Annotated in this window: 14 protein-coding genes and 1 pseudogene; 7 read left to right on the top strand and 8 right to left on the bottom strand. The window is 47.9% G+C overall.

The genetic code is table 11. The features are described from left to right. Nucleotides 1–31: 31 nt before the first annotated feature. The 5 genes from JFT81_RS08280 (at nucleotide 32) to JFT81_RS08300 (ending at nucleotide 6841) form a co-directional block, all read left to right on the top strand. The gene (locus tag JFT81_RS08280; protein ID WP_201226889.1) at nucleotides 32–1387 is read left to right on the top strand and encodes a tyrosine-type recombinase/integrase; all 1356 of its coding nucleotides are present in this window, start codon (nucleotides 32–34) and stop codon (nucleotides 1385–1387) included. Next, nucleotides 1344–2969, top strand: coding sequence for a hypothetical protein (locus tag JFT81_RS08285; RefSeq protein ID WP_201226890.1), 1626 nt, complete (start codon nucleotides 1344–1346; stop codon nucleotides 2967–2969). The genes JFT81_RS08280 and JFT81_RS08285 overlap by 44 nt, the downstream gene beginning before the upstream one ends. Nucleotides 2970–3004: 35 nt before the next feature. Beyond that, a complete protein-coding gene (locus tag JFT81_RS08290; protein WP_201226891.1) occupies nucleotides 3005–5080 on the top strand; it encodes a hypothetical protein in 2076 nt (691 codons plus the stop codon). A gap of 1 nt (nucleotide 5081) precedes the next feature. Continuing rightward, nucleotides 5082–5501 (top strand): hypothetical protein, encoded by a 420-nt coding sequence (locus tag JFT81_RS08295; protein ID WP_201226892.1) that lies wholly within the window; start codon nucleotides 5082–5084, stop codon nucleotides 5499–5501. A gap of 692 nt (nucleotides 5502–6193) precedes the next feature. Continuing rightward, entirely contained in the window at nucleotides 6194–6841 is a 648-nt protein-coding gene (locus tag JFT81_RS08300) for a hypothetical protein (RefSeq protein ID WP_201226893.1), read from the top strand. 398 nt (nucleotides 6842–7239) lie between these two features. On the opposite strand, the gene JFT81_RS08305 is transcribed toward JFT81_RS08300, so the two are convergent. From JFT81_RS08305 to JFT81_RS08325, 5 genes are all read right to left on the bottom strand, one after another. Next, nucleotides 7240–8394: a Shedu immune nuclease family protein gene (locus JFT81_RS08305; RefSeq protein ID WP_201226894.1), complete on the bottom strand. Its 1155-nt coding sequence runs from the start codon at nucleotides 8392–8394 to the stop codon at nucleotides 7240–7242. Between the two features lie 316 nt (nucleotides 8395–8710). Beyond that, nucleotides 8711–9181, bottom strand: a complete 471-nt coding sequence (locus JFT81_RS08310; RefSeq protein ID WP_201226895.1) for an NUDIX domain-containing protein — start codon at nucleotides 9179–9181, stop codon at nucleotides 8711–8713. A 20-nt stretch (nucleotides 9182–9201) separates the two neighbouring features. Further along, complete coding sequence (locus JFT81_RS08315) at nucleotides 9202–9852, bottom strand: hypothetical protein (RefSeq protein WP_201226896.1); 651 nt, start codon at nucleotides 9850–9852, stop codon at nucleotides 9202–9204. 3 nt (nucleotides 9853–9855) lie between these two features. Beyond that, nucleotides 9856–11535: an adenylosuccinate synthetase gene (locus tag JFT81_RS08320; RefSeq protein WP_201226897.1), complete on the bottom strand. Its 1680-nt coding sequence runs from the start codon at nucleotides 11533–11535 to the stop codon at nucleotides 9856–9858. A 3-nt stretch (nucleotides 11536–11538) separates the two neighbouring features. Beyond that, the gene (locus JFT81_RS08325; protein ID WP_347340483.1) at nucleotides 11539–12078 is read right to left on the bottom strand and encodes an AAA family ATPase; all 540 of its coding nucleotides are present in this window, start codon (nucleotides 12076–12078) and stop codon (nucleotides 11539–11541) included. Between the two features lie 526 nt (nucleotides 12079–12604). Between JFT81_RS08325 and JFT81_RS29580 the strand changes: the two are divergent. Together JFT81_RS29580 and JFT81_RS08335 are read left to right on the top strand one after the other, a co-directional pair. Then, a pseudogene (locus JFT81_RS29580) lies at nucleotides 12605–13342 on the top strand (AAA family ATPase); the annotation flags it as partial. Between the two features lie 627 nt (nucleotides 13343–13969). Further along, complete coding sequence (locus JFT81_RS08335) at nucleotides 13970–14278, top strand: hypothetical protein (RefSeq protein ID WP_201226899.1); 309 nt, start codon at nucleotides 13970–13972, stop codon at nucleotides 14276–14278. Nucleotides 14279–14453: 175 nt separating this feature from the next. Here the strand turns inward: JFT81_RS08335 and JFT81_RS08340 are convergent, their stop codons facing one another. The 3 genes from JFT81_RS08340 to JFT81_RS08355 form a co-directional block, all read right to left on the bottom strand. Then, nucleotides 14454–15344: a nucleotide-binding protein gene (locus JFT81_RS08340; RefSeq protein WP_201226900.1), complete on the bottom strand. Its 891-nt coding sequence runs from the start codon at nucleotides 15342–15344 to the stop codon at nucleotides 14454–14456. Beyond that, nucleotides 15344–15619, bottom strand: a complete 276-nt coding sequence (locus JFT81_RS08345; protein WP_201226901.1) for a hypothetical protein — start codon at nucleotides 15617–15619, stop codon at nucleotides 15344–15346. The genes JFT81_RS08340 and JFT81_RS08345 overlap by 1 nt, the downstream gene beginning before the upstream one ends. Nucleotides 15620–16620: 1001 nt before the next feature. Beyond that, nucleotides 16621–17676 (bottom strand): hypothetical protein, encoded by a 1056-nt coding sequence (locus JFT81_RS08355; protein ID WP_201226903.1) that lies wholly within the window; start codon nucleotides 17674–17676, stop codon nucleotides 16621–16623. Between the last annotated feature and the right edge of the window lie 37 nt (nucleotides 17677–17713).

Consider the following 17713-nt stretch of genomic DNA (forward strand, 5'->3'; position numbering starts at 1 on the left):
ACTCCAAAAACACCGAGACTTTATATATATATTGTCAGCACCAAATAACACTCATGCAAAGAAAAATAAAGAAAAAAACACCAAAAAAAATCAGAATAAAAAACTTGCACAAAGCTTTTCGACATGGCAAAAATTATTAACTTTTCTTGAAGACTCAAACATGTCGCTCAAAGTAAAAAGCTTTATCGCCAAAAATGGGGAGCGTTTCACTCAAATCTACGACACAGACTTCCCTGGATTCCCTCTTTTTCATCCAACACTATATTGCGCGCTTGAGCTACGCAATGGCATCAAACACAAAACCCAAAAAACACGTATGTATGTCATAAAAAAAATAATTGAATGGTCTCGAGGCATGCAAATAGTCATAGATACTAGATTCGAACGCCTTCACTTTCTCACTAAGGCGGAATGCAGATCGTTAGTAAATTATCTGGCGTTAAAAAAAAATTCGAAAAATGGAGATACTATTTGCAATTCAAAGATCAATGAAGCCATATTGGTCGCAGCCAAATACTTACATTGGCTTGCATATGTAATTTGCGGCGTCTATCTATCAGACTCTACAAAAGATTTAATCTCTCTCATGGAAACCGAGATCCTCCGGCAGAAGCGAAAAAAAGGTTCTTCCGCAGCCGCATCACGAAAAATCGTTGCAAAAAAATTAGTCGAAAGAATAGAAACCGAATTAAAATTAATATTTACGAACTCGCTATTCTCCATCAAAAAAAACGCAGTTTCAGAAATTCACTTCCGAAATATAATTTGCCTACAGATTTTATACGAGACAGGAATGCGCCTAGGCGAATTACTTAGTCTACAATTATCATCATTCGACAATGGAACAGGTGGAAATGAACCATCTTTATCAGTCATACGGAGCCATGATAGCCCCAATGATGACAGAGTCGATCAACCAACCCCTAAGACACTAGAACGAACACTTGCAATAAGCGAAGATCTAAGCAACAAGATAACCTACTACCTAGATAGCGTGCGCCAGCATATACCTAATGTCGGGTTCGCCTCAGAAGATTTTATCTTTGTGAATCATATTCGTGGGCGAAGACAGGGCAAGGCCGTTCAGTATTCAGCATTCGAAAATTCTATTGCAAGATTAAAAGTAAAAAACAAAAACTTAAGAGGAATGCATCCTCATTTACTCAGACACCATTGGAATTATCTGTTTAGCCTAGAAGCTGAAAAATTGGGATACGCCGAGGAAAAAGAGCGAGCCACGCGCGAGTATTGTATGGGCTGGGCTGACAATTCTGCACAAAGCGCTCGTTATAATCTCAGAAAAATTCAAGAAGACGCTATGGTAATTGGAAGGAAGATCGCAAATGACACGAAGCGCAGCGGATTACAAAAAATCGCAACAACTTAACCCTGTCACGACAGATAACAGTGACCAATCGCTACTCCGTCGATTCGATACTATACATCGCCGAGCAGATCACCTCCAGCTAATTGAATGGCGAGAGAATAGTGCTTATATATATGGCACAGGATCAGTAAATATAAGAGATATCAAGAGCACGTTCCCTCCTATTCTTTTTTTAAAAATTACCGCTGCTTTTGATGAGATATGCCGACTGAATGTGTATGCCGACATCACTATCGTGGACATAATTCAGATAGTTTCGCAATACTGCCGATTCAGCAAAACGAATATTTTCTCTTCTGATTCTCTTCTTGATTTTCACGACTATTGCAGGCGCAAAAACTTGACGCACTTCAACAAAATGAAAACCTTTATTTTATATTGGAATAATTTATCACCCGGTACGATCAGCAAAAAATCAATTATAGCTTTGCAGTCCTGCGCGACCATCAAACCGCCTCGTCCATCGGGGAGCAATGTGAGGTCTGACGATGAGTCAGAGGGCTGGCTAACTGACGAAGAATATCATTCTATTATTGACACAATATGGTTTGATTATGAATCAGGCATCAATAGTCTATGGAATACAACGGCGTCACTTTTATGCGCTCAATATGGTCGCCGACCTATTCAATTAGCCCACCTAAAAATAAAAGACCTTAGACAACAATCCGAAACCGAGCGATATATAGAATTTCCGGGCGCAAAAGATCAAGACTCTGAAGGATTCAGATTGTCTAAGTTTGAAATCCACCCAATTGGTGATCATTTGTGGCAAATGTGCCAGCGATTAGCTGATGAGTCTATCAATGAATTTGAAAAAAATTTGGGCCCTCTGCCCTACAACTTAAAACGAGAGCTTCCACTTTTTTATCCTAGATCGCAGCTAACAAAAAGACTACAAATTATAGATGAGGTTCATGCCAACCAACTAGATCGGTGTTCAAGTCGCTTTCTTCATACTCGCGCCAAACGAATGTCAACTGTGTTACGGCGCTCTACCGGTACTCGCGTATGGTCGTCTCGAACGAATGACTATCTAGAGGAATACGCCTACCGCTTTAGATATACAAGAGCACGCCAACTTGCGAGATCAGGAGTATCTAAAGCAACGTTAAGCTTTTGGCTTGGACATGAGCACAGTAAATCACTGGATGCTTATTACGATGACCCTGCAGAAAGGGCCAGAGTCCTTGATGATGGAATATCAAACATAATGGCCCCGCTTGCACAGGCTTTTCGCGGACGTTTAATTCGAAATAAAAGTGAGGCTACGCGTGCGTCCGACGAGTCCAGTCTAATTGAACTAGATGGTAATGATGACTATGCAGTTGGTAATTGCGGTAGCAGTGGATTTTGCGCCGCGTCAGTACCTATACCTTGCTACCGATGCACAAAATTTGAGCCTTGGATTGACGGCCCTCATGAAGAAGTTCTTCAAAGGCTTTTGGAACGTCAAAATGAGGAGAATATGACCCCTTTACCAGGTTCTGGAAGAAGGCTCCTGACTCCATTGCAACTAGATCGCGACATACAGGCTGTCCTCAATGTGATTAACCATTGTAAAAATGCCAAAAGTCTTTAACCAACAAAAAATATATAGTCACTGAGTGAGTAAACATGCCATTTACCCTATCCCTATCACAACCAAAAAAAGACGATAAAGCCTCTGAGAATCTTTACGAATTCATCAGAAAAGCGAAACACGAAATAAAACTCTGGAGCAACCTTCATGGCTTTGATTGGGATAGCACAAAATGGCCAACGCATCACCATCCTGTAAGATTCTGCAACATCCAAGGAACTTATAACAGCCCTCATAATGCAATCAAAGACACTGAAAAAATGTCTTTTCCATTCGTAGAATTTGCTAAAGCATATTTGCGGTACACACAGAACCAAAAAGAAACAAAAGTCTTCCGAAGAGGCATGACAGCAATGAGACTTTTAGAACATTCGCTCATTGAGGACTTGGGGTGTGCGGACATCACTCGCGTAGAGGCGCGTCATTTCACGGCTGCGTGCATCTCTATTCAGAAATTTGTTTTTAAGGATACCGATGGAATTGGGGCTTGCCTGCAAAAGATAGCACAAGACATCTCAACCTTAAACTTAAGCGTTGCCGAAACTTGCAACTGGAAACACCCTTACACCGGCGCCAATTCAGCCTACTCCAAAAATAAACATCTATCCGAAAAAAATCGCATTGAAAAACTGCCTGATGATGAGGGACTTTTGGCCCTAGCGGAAATTTTTTCAAACGGATATTCATCAGAACAAGACGATGAAGATGTTTTCATTTCAAGTGTAACATGCGTACTTCTTTCTGCCCCTCTTAGGATTTCAGAGCTAGGACGCTTTACTGTATCAGTTTTTAAGAATACCCCAGATAAGTATGACACCAAGCAAGGTTACTTAAATTACTGGTCACCTAAAACAGGAGTGTACGTAACAAAAGAAGTACCCGGCGTCATTTCCGACAATACCGAAGAAGCAATCAAACGTCTAAAAACGATAACCGAAGAAGGCAGACTACTAGCCAAGCATTATGAGACATCTGATAAGTTTTATCGACACTCCCATTGCCCCATGGTAGGTGACGACGAGTTATTAACACCCTTGCAAGTTGCTCAAGCGCTAGGATATGGCACCCCCAAAACGGCAAGTTGTTTAATAAATAGCATCACGGGCAACCATACATTATCAGCATGGACATTGAACAAATTATGGAAAGAAGTAGTTTTAGTACGACATAGAAAACTGAATCCAAATTTCCCTTATCAAATACCCGCCACTAAGAATAATGGCACCCGAATAAAAATGTCCAATGCTCTAGTATGTCTTCGTTATCGACAACTCTCGTCGCATCAACGGACGAGCCCAATCTTTCTTACTCCGTACAAGCTTAGCAGTTATTCATTACGTGTTAATGGCGCAGTACAAGAGCGATCAACCAACAACGTCAGCATGAGCATTTTCTTGAAACACGGATATCCTAATATTAAAATTAGATCTCATGAAATGCGCCATTTTTTAAACACAATGGCGCAAGAAGCGGGCATTCCCATGGAGGCAATAACACGTTGGAGCACAAGGGCTTCAAACGCTCAAACACGCACATATATGCATCTCTCCTCCGGACGAAAAGCTGAAAAAATATCTGACTTAAAAACGAAAACCACAACACAAACGCTACCTCCAGTCACCAAGGCTGATTACAACTTAAGAGACAAGGGGCCTCTAATCACTACTCGGTACGGCATTTGCCTCCACCCGTGGACTGTGTCGCCGTGCACTAAACATGCCGATTGCCTAAATTGCAACGAACTTCTGATCTGCAAAGGGCACAAACGCTCGAACGATGCCATTATCCAAGAACGTAATCGCGTATACGAAAACTTCATAGTTGCAGAACAGAAAATTAACAATGGCGAAAAGGTAGCCAATCGGTGGTATGAAGCCCATAAACATAATCTCGAGCGTTTAGATTTGCTTGTTCAAATTCTGTATAAAGATGAAATCCCCAACGGAACTCCGGTCAGAATCTTAGGTAGCAATTTTACTCATGAGGATCGAATCCTAAACGCCACAAACCCTGTTGAAAGCGCTTCAAAAAAAACCCAGCTGCAAGTGCATACCACTGCAAATTATCATGTAGACGTATTAGATTGCATAAAGCTTTTATCCGAGGACTAACATGTCTGTCGCAATTACACAAAAAAAGCTCGTAGCCATTGCCGATATTATTAGAAGCTGGCCCAAGACTGAAAAACTAACATGGGATGCAATATGCTTGGCTTCAAAATTAGAGCTAGATTTCGTCCCCACTCGTCAGGCCCTAGCCAATAAAGCCGTGATAATTAATGCGTACAAAGCAAAGAAAAAGGAAGTTCGCACACCAGCTAGAGCCCTCGACTCTTTTCCCATCCCGAAAAGCATGAACGCCGCTATTGATACAATCTTCCGCATCAAAAAAGAGAATGAGCTACTCAAAGCGGAATTGAACGCGATGGCGGAGGTAGCACAACTGTTCATACATAACGCTTATTTACTTCACGGAATGACAAAAGCTCAACTCATGAAGCCGATGCTAAAAATCAAAAGAAAAGAATCGTAATTACCTCTATCTAGCCGTTGAAAATCAAATAAACAGCAAAACCCAAGATGAAGTCGTTGGCGATACAGCCGCAATTGCGTTTGAGGGGCTATAGATCTGCGGTCTAGAATGAGCATCTTGGCGGTAGGCCTTGATCAGTATCTGTTAGTGATCACCTAGAACTGTGGAAAACTAGGGCTTACTTAAGAGATTGAGATATCCAGCTCCGTCTCCACTGGCCGACCAAGTCGCCGGCAGCGACAATATAACTGTTCAAGCCGTGATCATAGAACTCACCATTTGGCTCGAGTGAACACAGGTTGGCATATCTTTAAAACTTAAAATGCCGCGAGAGAGTACCTAGCATTTGAACTTATCTATTGGCGACCTCGCAATAACTGGCGTGATTTAGAAAACTCGGCTTGCAAGGACATACTGTTCCACTTGGCGCCGATAAGGGATACGCGATGGCGGTTTAAACAATGATCGCGGGGCGGAAGACAGGGGGCAAGTGTTGGTGCCCCCGTCACAAGCCTTAAATATATTGAGTCCAACCCTATACCTCTGCTACCATCGTCAACTGTATCGATTTCCTGGATCGAGCGGTCGGCGCGCATAGCTAACGCACAGGCAGTAGCACCCTCCTTTTTTGCATGCATTCGACATCAGTCACTGCGGGCAGCCGACACCGCGTAGACATATCGAGAATGAATATGCGAGTTCCTATTTTTCCTCAAGATCTTGAAAATGGCGGTTTCACTCGACTGGCAAAACGTCTCAAACGAGACTGGTTAGGTACCAGGCCGCTTCGTCTTTCCGAGGCACAGGAAATCCTCTCACATTGTCTTGGATATTCCAGCTACCATGACGTGGCACAGTCAGCTGAGATACATAACGACGATGTTGACTTCCCTCCTTTGCAATCGCTGACAGTCGAGTTTCTTCAAACAATTTGCGCTGAGCTTTACGAAAATGGCCACTGCAAAGTCTTTGATCTGGGGGAGCTACAAGAAACGATTTATAACTGGCCTTTCTTGCTTCTGAGAGTCTACCGAAATCACTACGGGCACTCGAATAACTACATCGTTAATCAGTCAGTTAAAGCCGCAAATATTGAGACATTCTTGACCTCCCAAACCCCTCGACCTGAACATCATCCAAAAGACTATAAGATTGGTTTCTCCAGCGAGCAGCTACAGCCAATGACGGAGCACCACGACCACCTTTCCTCATCAGCGTACATACCTCGCCATCCTCGTATGGGTGTGTGCCCGAATAATGGGCCCGACGAAACAGTGCAGGGGCTGCGTGCTGCCCAATACCCATGCATCGACAGCGTTAGCTTGGGCAAAACAAACTGACATGAAAATGGGGTAGCAACCGGGGTCGTTGAATGATTGACATGGACTTCTGATAGTCGATCCGCTGGAGATCGTCGATGAAATCCAGCGTTATATCCGCGCTCAAATTAGTCCCCGCCTCCCCGTCTTTCGCGAAGAGCTGAGGTTCCAAGAAATGGCATGCCGGTTTGCATGGCAATCGGCCGAAATCACTTAAGCAAACGGTAGAGGCCATGGGCTTGGTCTGGCACGGTACCTACCACCGAGGGATAGATGATGCGAGAAATGTTGCTTCCATAGTGAAAGAGATGCTCGCCTGAAGCATGAGCCGGGCTCGGGAGCCCGAAGAAGGGATGCCTCCTTCAACGGCATGATCTCAGCACAGCTGAGTTATGTTGAGCATGCCTTACATGCGAACACTAAGCTTCATTCGCTGCGATGATGTGTTTTGCTCGTTCAAAAAGCTCATCGTAAGTCACTATCTCGGGTTGGATTGTATTTCTGCGAAATAATTCGAAGCTCCTGAGATGCTCCCGATTGACCCCGTGCTCGCCAACAAACTGCTCTAGGGAACCAACCACCACAAATGCTCTAGGGGAATAGTTGAAAACCTCTTCAGCGGTGGGATATCCATTGTCGTCAGTCAACCGTACTGATTCCTTCAAAGTTTCTGCTGCGAGGGCCACAGTTCCCTGCACTTGAGCGACCGCGCCTGCAAGCTCATCCGAGGGTGCCCAGCAACCTTCACGATAACTCTTGTTTTTCAACAGGCGCGTCTTGTGAGTTTTGATTTCGACAAAACAGAGGCTAGAGGCCCAAGCCTTTGTTTTCAGAAGCGCATCCACTCTCTTCCCTGGCTGAGCAACGTCATTACCTCTGACCGCTTGCTCTAGCTTCTTCCCATCGAGGCCGGACGCATATATGTAGCTAAGGCCATAGCCAAATATCCACGGATTTTTTTCAAAGAATTTTTGCCATAGGGCTTCCGGTGTACAGCCTTTCCTTGATTGTATTGTTTGGAAGTAGCCTTCATCCTCCAATAGGGACTTAAAGACTTCGAGCTGCTTTTTTCGGTATCCGATTGCGACTACGTCCTGCTTTGTTAGTGAGTTTTTCACGACCTCGGCAATCAGATCTTCGTTTTCCGTGACTAGTTGTTTTGCTTGGAGAGACGTCAGAGCGATTCGTCTCAGCTCTGAATCGGAAATATTGATTTGGCTGCCGCCTTCAAATGCGACCGCTTGGATATTGGCAAGAAACTCACAGAACCTGCCAATCTCCTCTCCGACAAACGAGAAACCACTGCCGTAAGGCTGCCCGGTTTCCGAACTGAATTTTTGAACCGTCAGAACCTGAATCCTTCGAGTGTCCTCGAGGAACTTTGCCGATATATAGGTTGCCGCTTCCGGTTTGTGCCGGAGCACAGCTTCGTCACGCTCACGACCGTACTCATAGCCGTCTACCGATGGCAACACTTTGGACGCGATCCGGATAAGCCGCGATTTATCACCAAAGGAGGGAAGCGCGGGACTGATATATGTCTTTCCTGGCTTTGGATTCTGATAGTTATCCATACTCGAAACTCCTCCTGACTTACGCTTGATCGTAAGCCGATCAGACCCTGGCAACAAGTGAACGCTTGCCCTCTACGCCGTATGCTGGGTGAAGCTACCCCTTCTAGATCCGGGAGGTACGGCACTCATCATCGAGGTATCGACCATGCGAGGAACGTGGCGTGGATCGTTAAGGAAAAGCTAGGCTAGTGACGAGCTAGGCCTTGGGGCCCGAATGTGCGGTTGCCCATCACATGCGCAATAGGCCGAACGAATCGTTCACTGGTAATCTGCGGCGGTAACATCTCAAGCAATGATGGGCTTCTTGATGGATTGATCATCCGAATTCACCAGGCATGCTGAGCAATATCTCGCCGAACAAAGTTCGCAGATCGGATGGCAATATTTCTTCGGTGCAAGCCGTTAACTCACTCTCTGACCACCATTTAATATCACAAATGGCGTCGCGTTCCCGAAGGCTCCAGCTTGTCGTCGAACAATGCTCTGCCCCCACATGCACCGCATAATAATGCTCCACCGCAAGTACATAACCTCCGTCCGGCATTTGCCAAGGAAACTCCTTCCGAGCGATGCAGCGTCCAATGGATTTGACTACGACCCCAGTCTCCTCTTCAAGCTCACGCATAGCGGCGGCTTCAAATGACTCGTCATCCCTTAGCTGCCCACCGGGCGTAGCCCAGTAGCTCATACCTGCCCGCGCACCTGCCTTGTAAGAGATCTTGAACAGCAGCAGTCTCCGAGCATGGCTGACTAATAAAATGCGAGAAGCTAAACGGCGTCGCGGCATGGTGCCTCCGATGCATGACGCTAACCGATGACACCTAACACTTCGCTGCCCTTCATCCGTCGAACCTCCACCACAAAATTAGCAATGTCGGGCACAGCGTAATCGACAACCAGTTCGACTACGGTTTTATCCGGTTTTCCTGAACGCTTAACAGGATAATCTGGAATTCTACGGAAGATGTCTGTACCGCGACGATGCGGTATGGGCCAAGTATTGCCCGAGTTCATATGGCACAGCCAAATGGCCTCTGCATATGCGGGTATGAACGTCGCCGAATCTAGAGTCAGGACATCGTGCTCGAGCCTGCGATAATCACGAGCGCCAAGCAGACCATGAAGACGCTTTTCCTCAGCCCAGAAGAAAACTTTGCTGTTGATCAATTCATACCACTGACGTGGCGTTGTCCCATCGGTGAGGGCCCTGATCAAGCGCCCCTCAGGCATGGGTTTCTGATCACGGAGCACGATGTGGGACGGGTCTCCAGCTCTCACATCCATCTTCTCCCCTCGATGTTCGCTCTCGTAATGAGCTCGGTCGCCACCTCCTACTGCGAGGTGATCCAGTACGGCTGTGGCACTCATCAGTCCGCGCGCTCGAATACTATCCCAAGCGCCGCGTTCGGCCATGTGGTAAACCCGGGGATAAAGCTCGATCATCTTTTCAAGATCCACCATTTATCTCCTGTCAGAACGTGCAGTCCAGTTGCGTCGATCAATCAGCGATCGCAAATCACTGGGGTCTGGGTCACGGGTAAACCGTGTGTTGATTAGCGAAACGGGCGCCTGAGATACGCGTTCAAGCTCCTCCACGAATTTGATCGTATCTGAATGCAGCTGTTCGAATCGACGAGCGTTACGGTTTGTAGCCTTGAGGTAATCCGCAAAGGTCAGCACGATGTCCGTCGGTGCGTTGAGGGCGCATGCTTTTCGAAATTGATCCCACTCGAACCAGCCGACCTTACGGTTACGGTTTGTTGTAGACGTTTTCTCGGCGTCGTTTAAAGCGTCTGCCTCAAGATCTGCAAATTGTGCAATTTCATCAAAAGTCGTCGGATGTTTGAGCCTTCCCGAGATATGGCCCTCGCTGCCATCGGGGTCGCCAACACGGATAGGCATGGGGCGAATTACCATCAGGATCTTTCGAACTCTGCTGGGGGATATCCCTGCCTCAGCGAGACATCCTGCAACGTTGGTATCCCGAGAGGTCACGTACGGATAGTCCCCATGGAAAATGCTCAAACCACTGCCCTGGGTACCTTCCAGTAGGATGGATTGACCACTGCGGTAAGCCTCCTCCAGTCGGTCTGATGTAGAGCCACGATAGTTTCCCAGAGTGCCCACATAAGGTCGCAGCTCATCTACGTCCTTAGCCAACCTGATCGTCGTCTTGCCCCGACTCAAAATGCGCCGTGCAGCTGCAGCACCGCTTCCACTGCCGGTCGAGGCGATCGTCGAGACCAGATGCACTTGTTCTGCGTCGCGGTCAGCTTCTTCAATGATGGTTGCTTGTGGATCAATGAATAAGCGCTCTGGGCCGATGCCACAGTCATCGATCTCTTTCAAAAGCCCAGGTAAATGAATGGTCATGCCGGGCCCTAAAAGCAGTCGCGCTGTCACATCTCGCGACCCCGAAGGCAGATGATGGTATGTATAAGGCCCAGCCGAACTGGCAACGGTGTGTCCGGCGTTAGGCCCACCAACTCGAACCATCACATCGTACTCACGCGCCAGATAGGCGACGATGTTGCCTTTACCCTCGCTTCCGTACTGCCCGCCAATGAGCACATCTACACACCTAATTTCTGGTGGTGTGTACAGATGCAAGCGGGCAGCGACACGCACGAGCGTGTCATTTGAGTCGGAACGTTCGGTGTAGATCCGGACGTCAGCATCATCTTTAAGAGCCTGAATTTCCGACTGATCCCTGAGTTTATTAACCTCGTCATACGGCGATGGATCGGAATCGCCCTTGACTCGAGTTGCATAACGCTCGTGCAGTGTCGGGTCGCTCGCGTAGAGGTGAACATGCACAAGGTTGGCTCCGAACGCCTGTCGAAACTTCAGTACCTGTTCGAGTGTAGTTAAGTGATCAACCACTAACGGTCGGCCAGCCTTTTCCTTCTTGCACATAGCATGGGTCTCAAGAAGCATCCACTGGTCGAAGTCGGCATCATCGAGTTCGCGCCGCCGATCAAGCATCTCTGGTTGTTCCATCCGGAGACGCCACTGTGGGTCATCAATGAGCCGGCGATTGCTGACCACGGCAAAACCAAATTCCTTTTCCAACAGATTGGCCAATCCACTCTTGCCGCTACAGGTTTTGCCGCTAATCACCACAATCTGCCGAGTTTCCATGTGCTACTTCTCCCAGATATTCATGATCTGATCTGCGATTTCCAAGGGTGTATACTGTTTGGTGTCCAGAACTTTGTCCGCAAAACCTGCCAACGAACGGGCACTTTGCTCGTTCGGGTGTAGTACGCTTGCTTGGTAGTCTTCGAGATGACTTAAACCACGCGCAGCGCACCGTTGTTCCAGAACAGACTCTGGCGCGACGATGTGCACGTGCCTCACTACATCTCCAAAATGGAGCCTGAATAACGCTACTTGCTGGGGTTTGCGGACTGCATCCAGCAACCAGTTATGAGCATCTGGTCGAGCTTCGATGGCCGGACTTGCGACAGACTCTATGAGCCAGGAAAAGTCAGTAGCTCTATCGAGAGAGTCGCCGAGCTCTTGGAGGTTACGACGATCAATTGGCTCATTCTGGGCAGCCAGCTGAGCCCGCAGAAAAGAGCCACTGCTAATGGGAACAAACCCATGGCGTTCCTGTAGCGAGGCAGAAACTGACGTTTTGCCACCGGCAATCGGGCCGCTCAAAAGAAGTAGTCGCTTCACGTGATGACGATCCCTGTCTTGCGAATTCACGCTAAAGCGTAGCTGGCCCAGCGAAGTTGATATGTTTTTTCCACACAAATCAGGCAGTAGATCATTCCGCGAATTCACGTATCCGGAAAACGATCCTTTATCACGTCTGACCCAGGGCTTTCATCGCTAACAAAGGGGTCAGATCTCAATAATGGCGTCCGGTATAAACATTACTCAGACTCTCTACAATGATCTAATGAACCCGAAGGACTACCTCCTGGTGGAGGCCTTGCAAATTTAGCTGTCACACTGGCCCGCAGTGCCAAGTTCGCCGCTGTTCGACTCCGACGTCAAACGCGTCTCGCATTACCAGCAACCTTTCGGTTGTCTTAAGTCGCGAAGGTATGGAATCCACTGGAGAACTATTCATCCGACCTTACGCCTAGGCCTATCGCGGAACAGTGCTCCTAGCGAAAAAGCCCGGCACTCTGCTCATAATTTTTCGCCATCTCGGATTTGGTTAGTCTTCAGAAACTAACGAATTTGGAGGGCGATCATGGACAACCAACTACGAAAGCATTCGAAAGAGCTCCGCGAGGCTGTCGGTGTCAGCGTCAATCTTGCCGCGATGTGGGCCAACGTTGCCGAGAGAACCTGGAGATCCTGGGAAACCGATAGCGGCAACGTAACCTCACGCTTACCTTCCCCTGCTGCACTGTGGAGCTTCCTAGCTCGCTCAGGGATCAACCTACGAAAACTGAGTATTGAGATTGATGTAAAACCACGTGGGCTAGCGCTAGCTATCGCTTCCTACAAAGGGGGTGTTGGAAAGACATCCATCACTGTGAACCTCGCAGTCGCACTCGCTGAGCTGGGCTTTCGGGTGGCAGTCGTGACCAATGACTATAACCACCGTTATGCATGCGAAGATGGCGAACAACCATCCACAGACAGTTGGGCAAGTCGAGTTGGGTTCTTTGATGAGCGCGACCTCATCACATTCCCATCGGCGGTGAAGCAGCGTCGCAAGCGGATTCGCGATCAACTGGCGGCTTTGCCCCCAAACGAACAAGCGAAGTACCAGTTTGTTCATGCCGATGAATTAGAATCACTGGAACGAAAACAGCGAGCTACGCAAAAACTCAGCGAACTGATCGCGCGTCATGATTACGTGTTGCTTGATGTGAACGCTGAGCTCGAACTGGTACGGCGATTTGCAAATCTGGTTGCCGTGGTCGTGGACACCAATTGTTCGATGGCTGTGCGCAGCGCTGGGAGATTCGTCTCTGCCCTGAAGAACATCAAATGCCGCGAGACAACACCAAGCTACTTCGGCTTGCTGACAAACTGTGATGTTGGAGGCGTCAGCAGTGAGCTCGAAGAATTTGTTGGCGATTTTGTGAAGCTGAGTGATGAACAATATCAAGACATCGTCGACTCGAAATACTCGACCTGCCGGCGCCGCGAGCGCGTGCTCGAGCTGGTCGACTCACTGGAGTTTCCTCCTCTGCACACTGAGCTGACCGGGGCTTACCGGATCGCCATCGAGATGCTGGAGGACGCCCCTCCCCCGGGACAGGAATACGGGTATTTCAGCGCATTCGTAGATTTCGCACCGCGCTCACATGCCGCTCGTGAGATGCGCCGCCTGGCAGATGAACTCATCCATTGGCGACTTCCCAACAACTGGAAGTAATATAGAAAACTCGGTTTGCAGGGCATGCTGTTCAACTCGGCACGCGATTCCACCACCAAAGAGAAAGTTTACGAAGGTGGGTTCGTTAATCGGTGCTGAGATTGGCTTCGAGATTTTTGGTTTGGTGCCTCATCGGCCAATCCCTCCCAGCGACACCAACAACGTGTTGAGTTCTCAGCCTGGCTACTGTCCTGGATGATTAGAAAAACAGAGGAATTCCGCAGAATGCGTTATGCAAATTCAGTGATGACGACTTACTACGATGGCCTCGCAGGGTTTGAAAAGGAGCCTTGCGTGGTGATCATTCGTGATAAAGAAATAGTGGTCGAATACCTGCGAAAGGGCCGTCCCTCAACGTATCGGGGTGAGCTAGAGGGTGAGCAATACCACCTACATTACTTTCCCCAGATCGAAGGTTTTGTCGGAGAAGCCTATCTCAGTCGATCCGAAGGAAATTTGCTGGATGGCACATGGAACGAGTTTGAAAATGGCTCTAGAGGTGGAGGCACTTGGGACATCCAATTGAACGAGTGAGCTGTATGAGATCGATAATCACGTCCCTAATGGTTGTGGTTATATAGTGCCCCGAGCTTTCAGCGATTCGTTGGGGTCAGTGAGTGATTCAGTCAGGGGCGTCCATTTCTTCACTGCGAGCTGATTTGAGTGAGCAAAGCAAGGCGGGACGCGACAGTCTGCCTTGCAGCATGACTTAAAGAACTGAGCTGGTATCAGGTGTGAGGCCTGCTGCCTTCATCTCTTTTATGAGCCTGTAGTGCCACGCCTCATTAATATCCATTTCTGTATAGAGAACACCAAACAAGTCCGAAGGGATTTCAGGGTTGCCCTTCTTCAAGAGCATAACCTTCCCACGGCCTAGCTTTCCTCTGAAATAGCCAAGCTCGAAGATTACATTCTGGCGTGCACGGGCGTTTGTTGAAGCAGCTTGTGCGGAACCACCAACGTCATCAGGTGTGAGCAAGACCACTGCAAAGGCTGCATCTGATTCGGTTTCAAATTTTTCAATGATGGTCTGGCCTCGGTCAGGCATCTCCCTGAGCACGATCGCCTTTAGGCCGAGCCTCTCGATGAACCTAGCCAAACTCTGAAGTGCTGCCTCGTCGTGACCGTGAACGATGAACACTTTGTTGGATGAGGCTGGGGAAGGCATCGGACGTAGGCTCTTTGGCTGGGATTGAACGTACGATTTGTAGTCCCGAACGAATGGGGCCAGGATCTGCGCGGTGAACCCATGAATGCCTGCGATGATTTTGTTGCTACCGTTGCTGAAGTTATGCATGCCGAAATTCAAGGCAAACCGAGGGTCTTCGCCCATCTTCAGCGCTAGCAGGATGATCAGCCCTAACCTCTCTTCCTCGTTGTCAGGCCAAGGTAGCGGGTTGCCACGGTACAACTTGCCGCTAGCAGCGAGGAATTCATCAAGGTCAACACGAGCAGTCAACTGGTCGTTAACGGTTGCTAATGACGGATCGCTCAGTGCTTTTGCTAATGTCCTCAGTGGCAGCTCATAAGTCTGATGTTGGGAGCCTTGGAGATCAAGGACGGCGTTTGTGATCTTCTTGAAGATGTCACTGGAAGTCATTATTCGCCACCGCTCAAGCGAGCCGCGGCCGCCTTATCAATGATGTGCTGCCTCGCGGTCTCTTTGAATTGCTCGATGAGAGGCTTCACGATTGGATTTGAGGCGTATGAACCTACTCGAGAATCAACATCTCGATAAATCTTTGCGATAGCTTGTTCGATGCTCAGAGGGTCGTTCGGGTCGTATTCTACTGACCCGATGGTTCCATCGAGTTCCTTTAGCGCCTTCGATGCCTCAGTCAAATCGCGCTGGAGCTTATCCAATCCTTTGATCATTCATCTACTCCCGGAGAAAATGCAACGGGGCTGTTGCCGCATGGCCATAGTAATGTCGAGGCTTCGCCATCCACTTACGTTAAAATTTGGCTGACTGACACAAGATAGCTCACATGACGAACCCCGACCGTTTGGAGCTAGTGCATTGCACATAAAATTAACAATCCATATGACATCCCCCTAGCCCTTTTGATATCTAGGCGGGATTATTTTTCTGCTGGAATCGGGTAATGCCGCGCTGTCTAGCCTCAACATAATCATCAGGTCACACCGAGCTCATGCCATCAGTGGCACGGATCGATAGATAGGCAGAAGCTACGTGCACAAGAGCAGTTCGTGAACGCAGTAGGAGCGCTACGCCCTGATTCTTCTTGAGCAATTCGCTGCTGATGGCTTGATAGCGATGTTGATTTTAAGTGCCAGCAGTATCCATGCAAGCGCCCGGCTCGTGAGCTTTCTCCGACACCCGATGTTTAACTACGTCTATGCGCGATGCTGACGAGTACACACCAACTTTATCGTCTACTGCCTGATCTGCAGCTACAGGCGAGCCCGAAGAAAGCATTCTGACCGAGAGATCCTGGGTGAGATCTTTCGGCCACGATGACATTTTGAAAACGGCGGGTTTGGAACAGATCACTCGCAGCGGCTTCTGGGATGATGGCGCACCGGAGGATCATTGGTCTGGAATGGCACCTCGTCTTCGTAAACGATAGCGACATACCATGAGCTCTCTTCCGAATCCGTCCTCGGGGAAAATCGAAGATTAAATCGAACCGGAATGTCGATTTCTTTAGGAAGAGTTACCAGCACGGCATCACTGTGATCAGTCATAAAGGAGTCAGAGGAGAACAACCCAAGCTCTTGGTGAGTCACGCCGGCCTGAGTTTCTCCATTTTTATACACCACTATGAGCATTCAACAGCCTTGATATAGTTTATCGTCTAAGAACAAGTTAACTGTTAGAAAAGCCCAAAGCAGCGCCCGCTATAATCTCAACTCTACAAATGACTTGGTGAAACGATCAGGCGCACTGGAAGATCACCTGAAATTTTCGAAAGATCCATTTGGATTGTTGCGGGGCTTCTTATCAGCCTGCAGCGGTCATAGACGAAAAAAATGATCAACCGGCACTCGGGATGAATTCGATATCGCGCAATATCGTTAATCATCTCATCGTTCAACTTCTTCAATGGCCTTCCTTGGTATGTGTATTTAGTTTCAATAACAATTCCGTATTCAGGCAGCAGAAAGTCTAAGCGAGAGCTGCTAGCCGCAATGCTTGGCGTTGGCTCTTCAGACTTTACGTTATCGAAATGCAGCCCCATTAGCGCATTGACTAAAAACTGCACGTCGTATTCATTATTGACCTGAATGCCCTTTTGGCCTTTACGCGGGTGGGTTTCAAGATCTATCGCGAAATTATGGAATCGCTTCAGCATGCGACCAACGAGCTCTTCTGCGGACTCCACAGGTGTGGGCAGTACAGGCGACTCAAGAGAGAAATGAGTTTGTAAAATCTGCTCCTCGAAACGGCGCTGAGCTTTTGACGACCCTAGCGAAACAGAGGTAATCACTGTTCCGATTAACACCATCTCGGCGCTCAAAAACAAGATTAGATACCCGATGGAAAGCGAGACTTTGTATTGCCCTTCAATTTTATACTTCTGCCCCCCTCCCTCCCTGGGTTCATTACGTGGAGCTAGTTTCAAATTGTACACGACGGTCACGCCCCTAATCGGTTGTACTCCCTGAAGACCATGCAGCGCATCTAGTTCTATTTTTCCTTGGTTATAGAGACTGAGCAGCTGAAAAGTTTCTTCGGTTTCCTCCTGATACCTTTTGGTATTAATCGCCTCGAGCACTGCGGAATTGGTAAGCTCTGAATCCTCGAAGTAAGGAGCAATCCATGCGAAATAAAAAGGTAACAGCATCAACGCTGGCACTGACAACGACACCGCAGATAAAATTCGCCAGCGTCGAATCGACATCACCAATTCACCTGGCGTGTCATATTTCTTGTTTGAAGCAAAAGATGCGTAGATCCATTTTAGCAACGCGTTCTTCTCCGAGGCATTCGATTAAAGTTGGCGC

The sequence above is a fragment of the Pseudomonas sp. TH43 genome (assembly GCF_016650635.1).
Lineage (GTDB): Bacteria > Pseudomonadota > Gammaproteobacteria > Pseudomonadales > Pseudomonadaceae > Aquipseudomonas.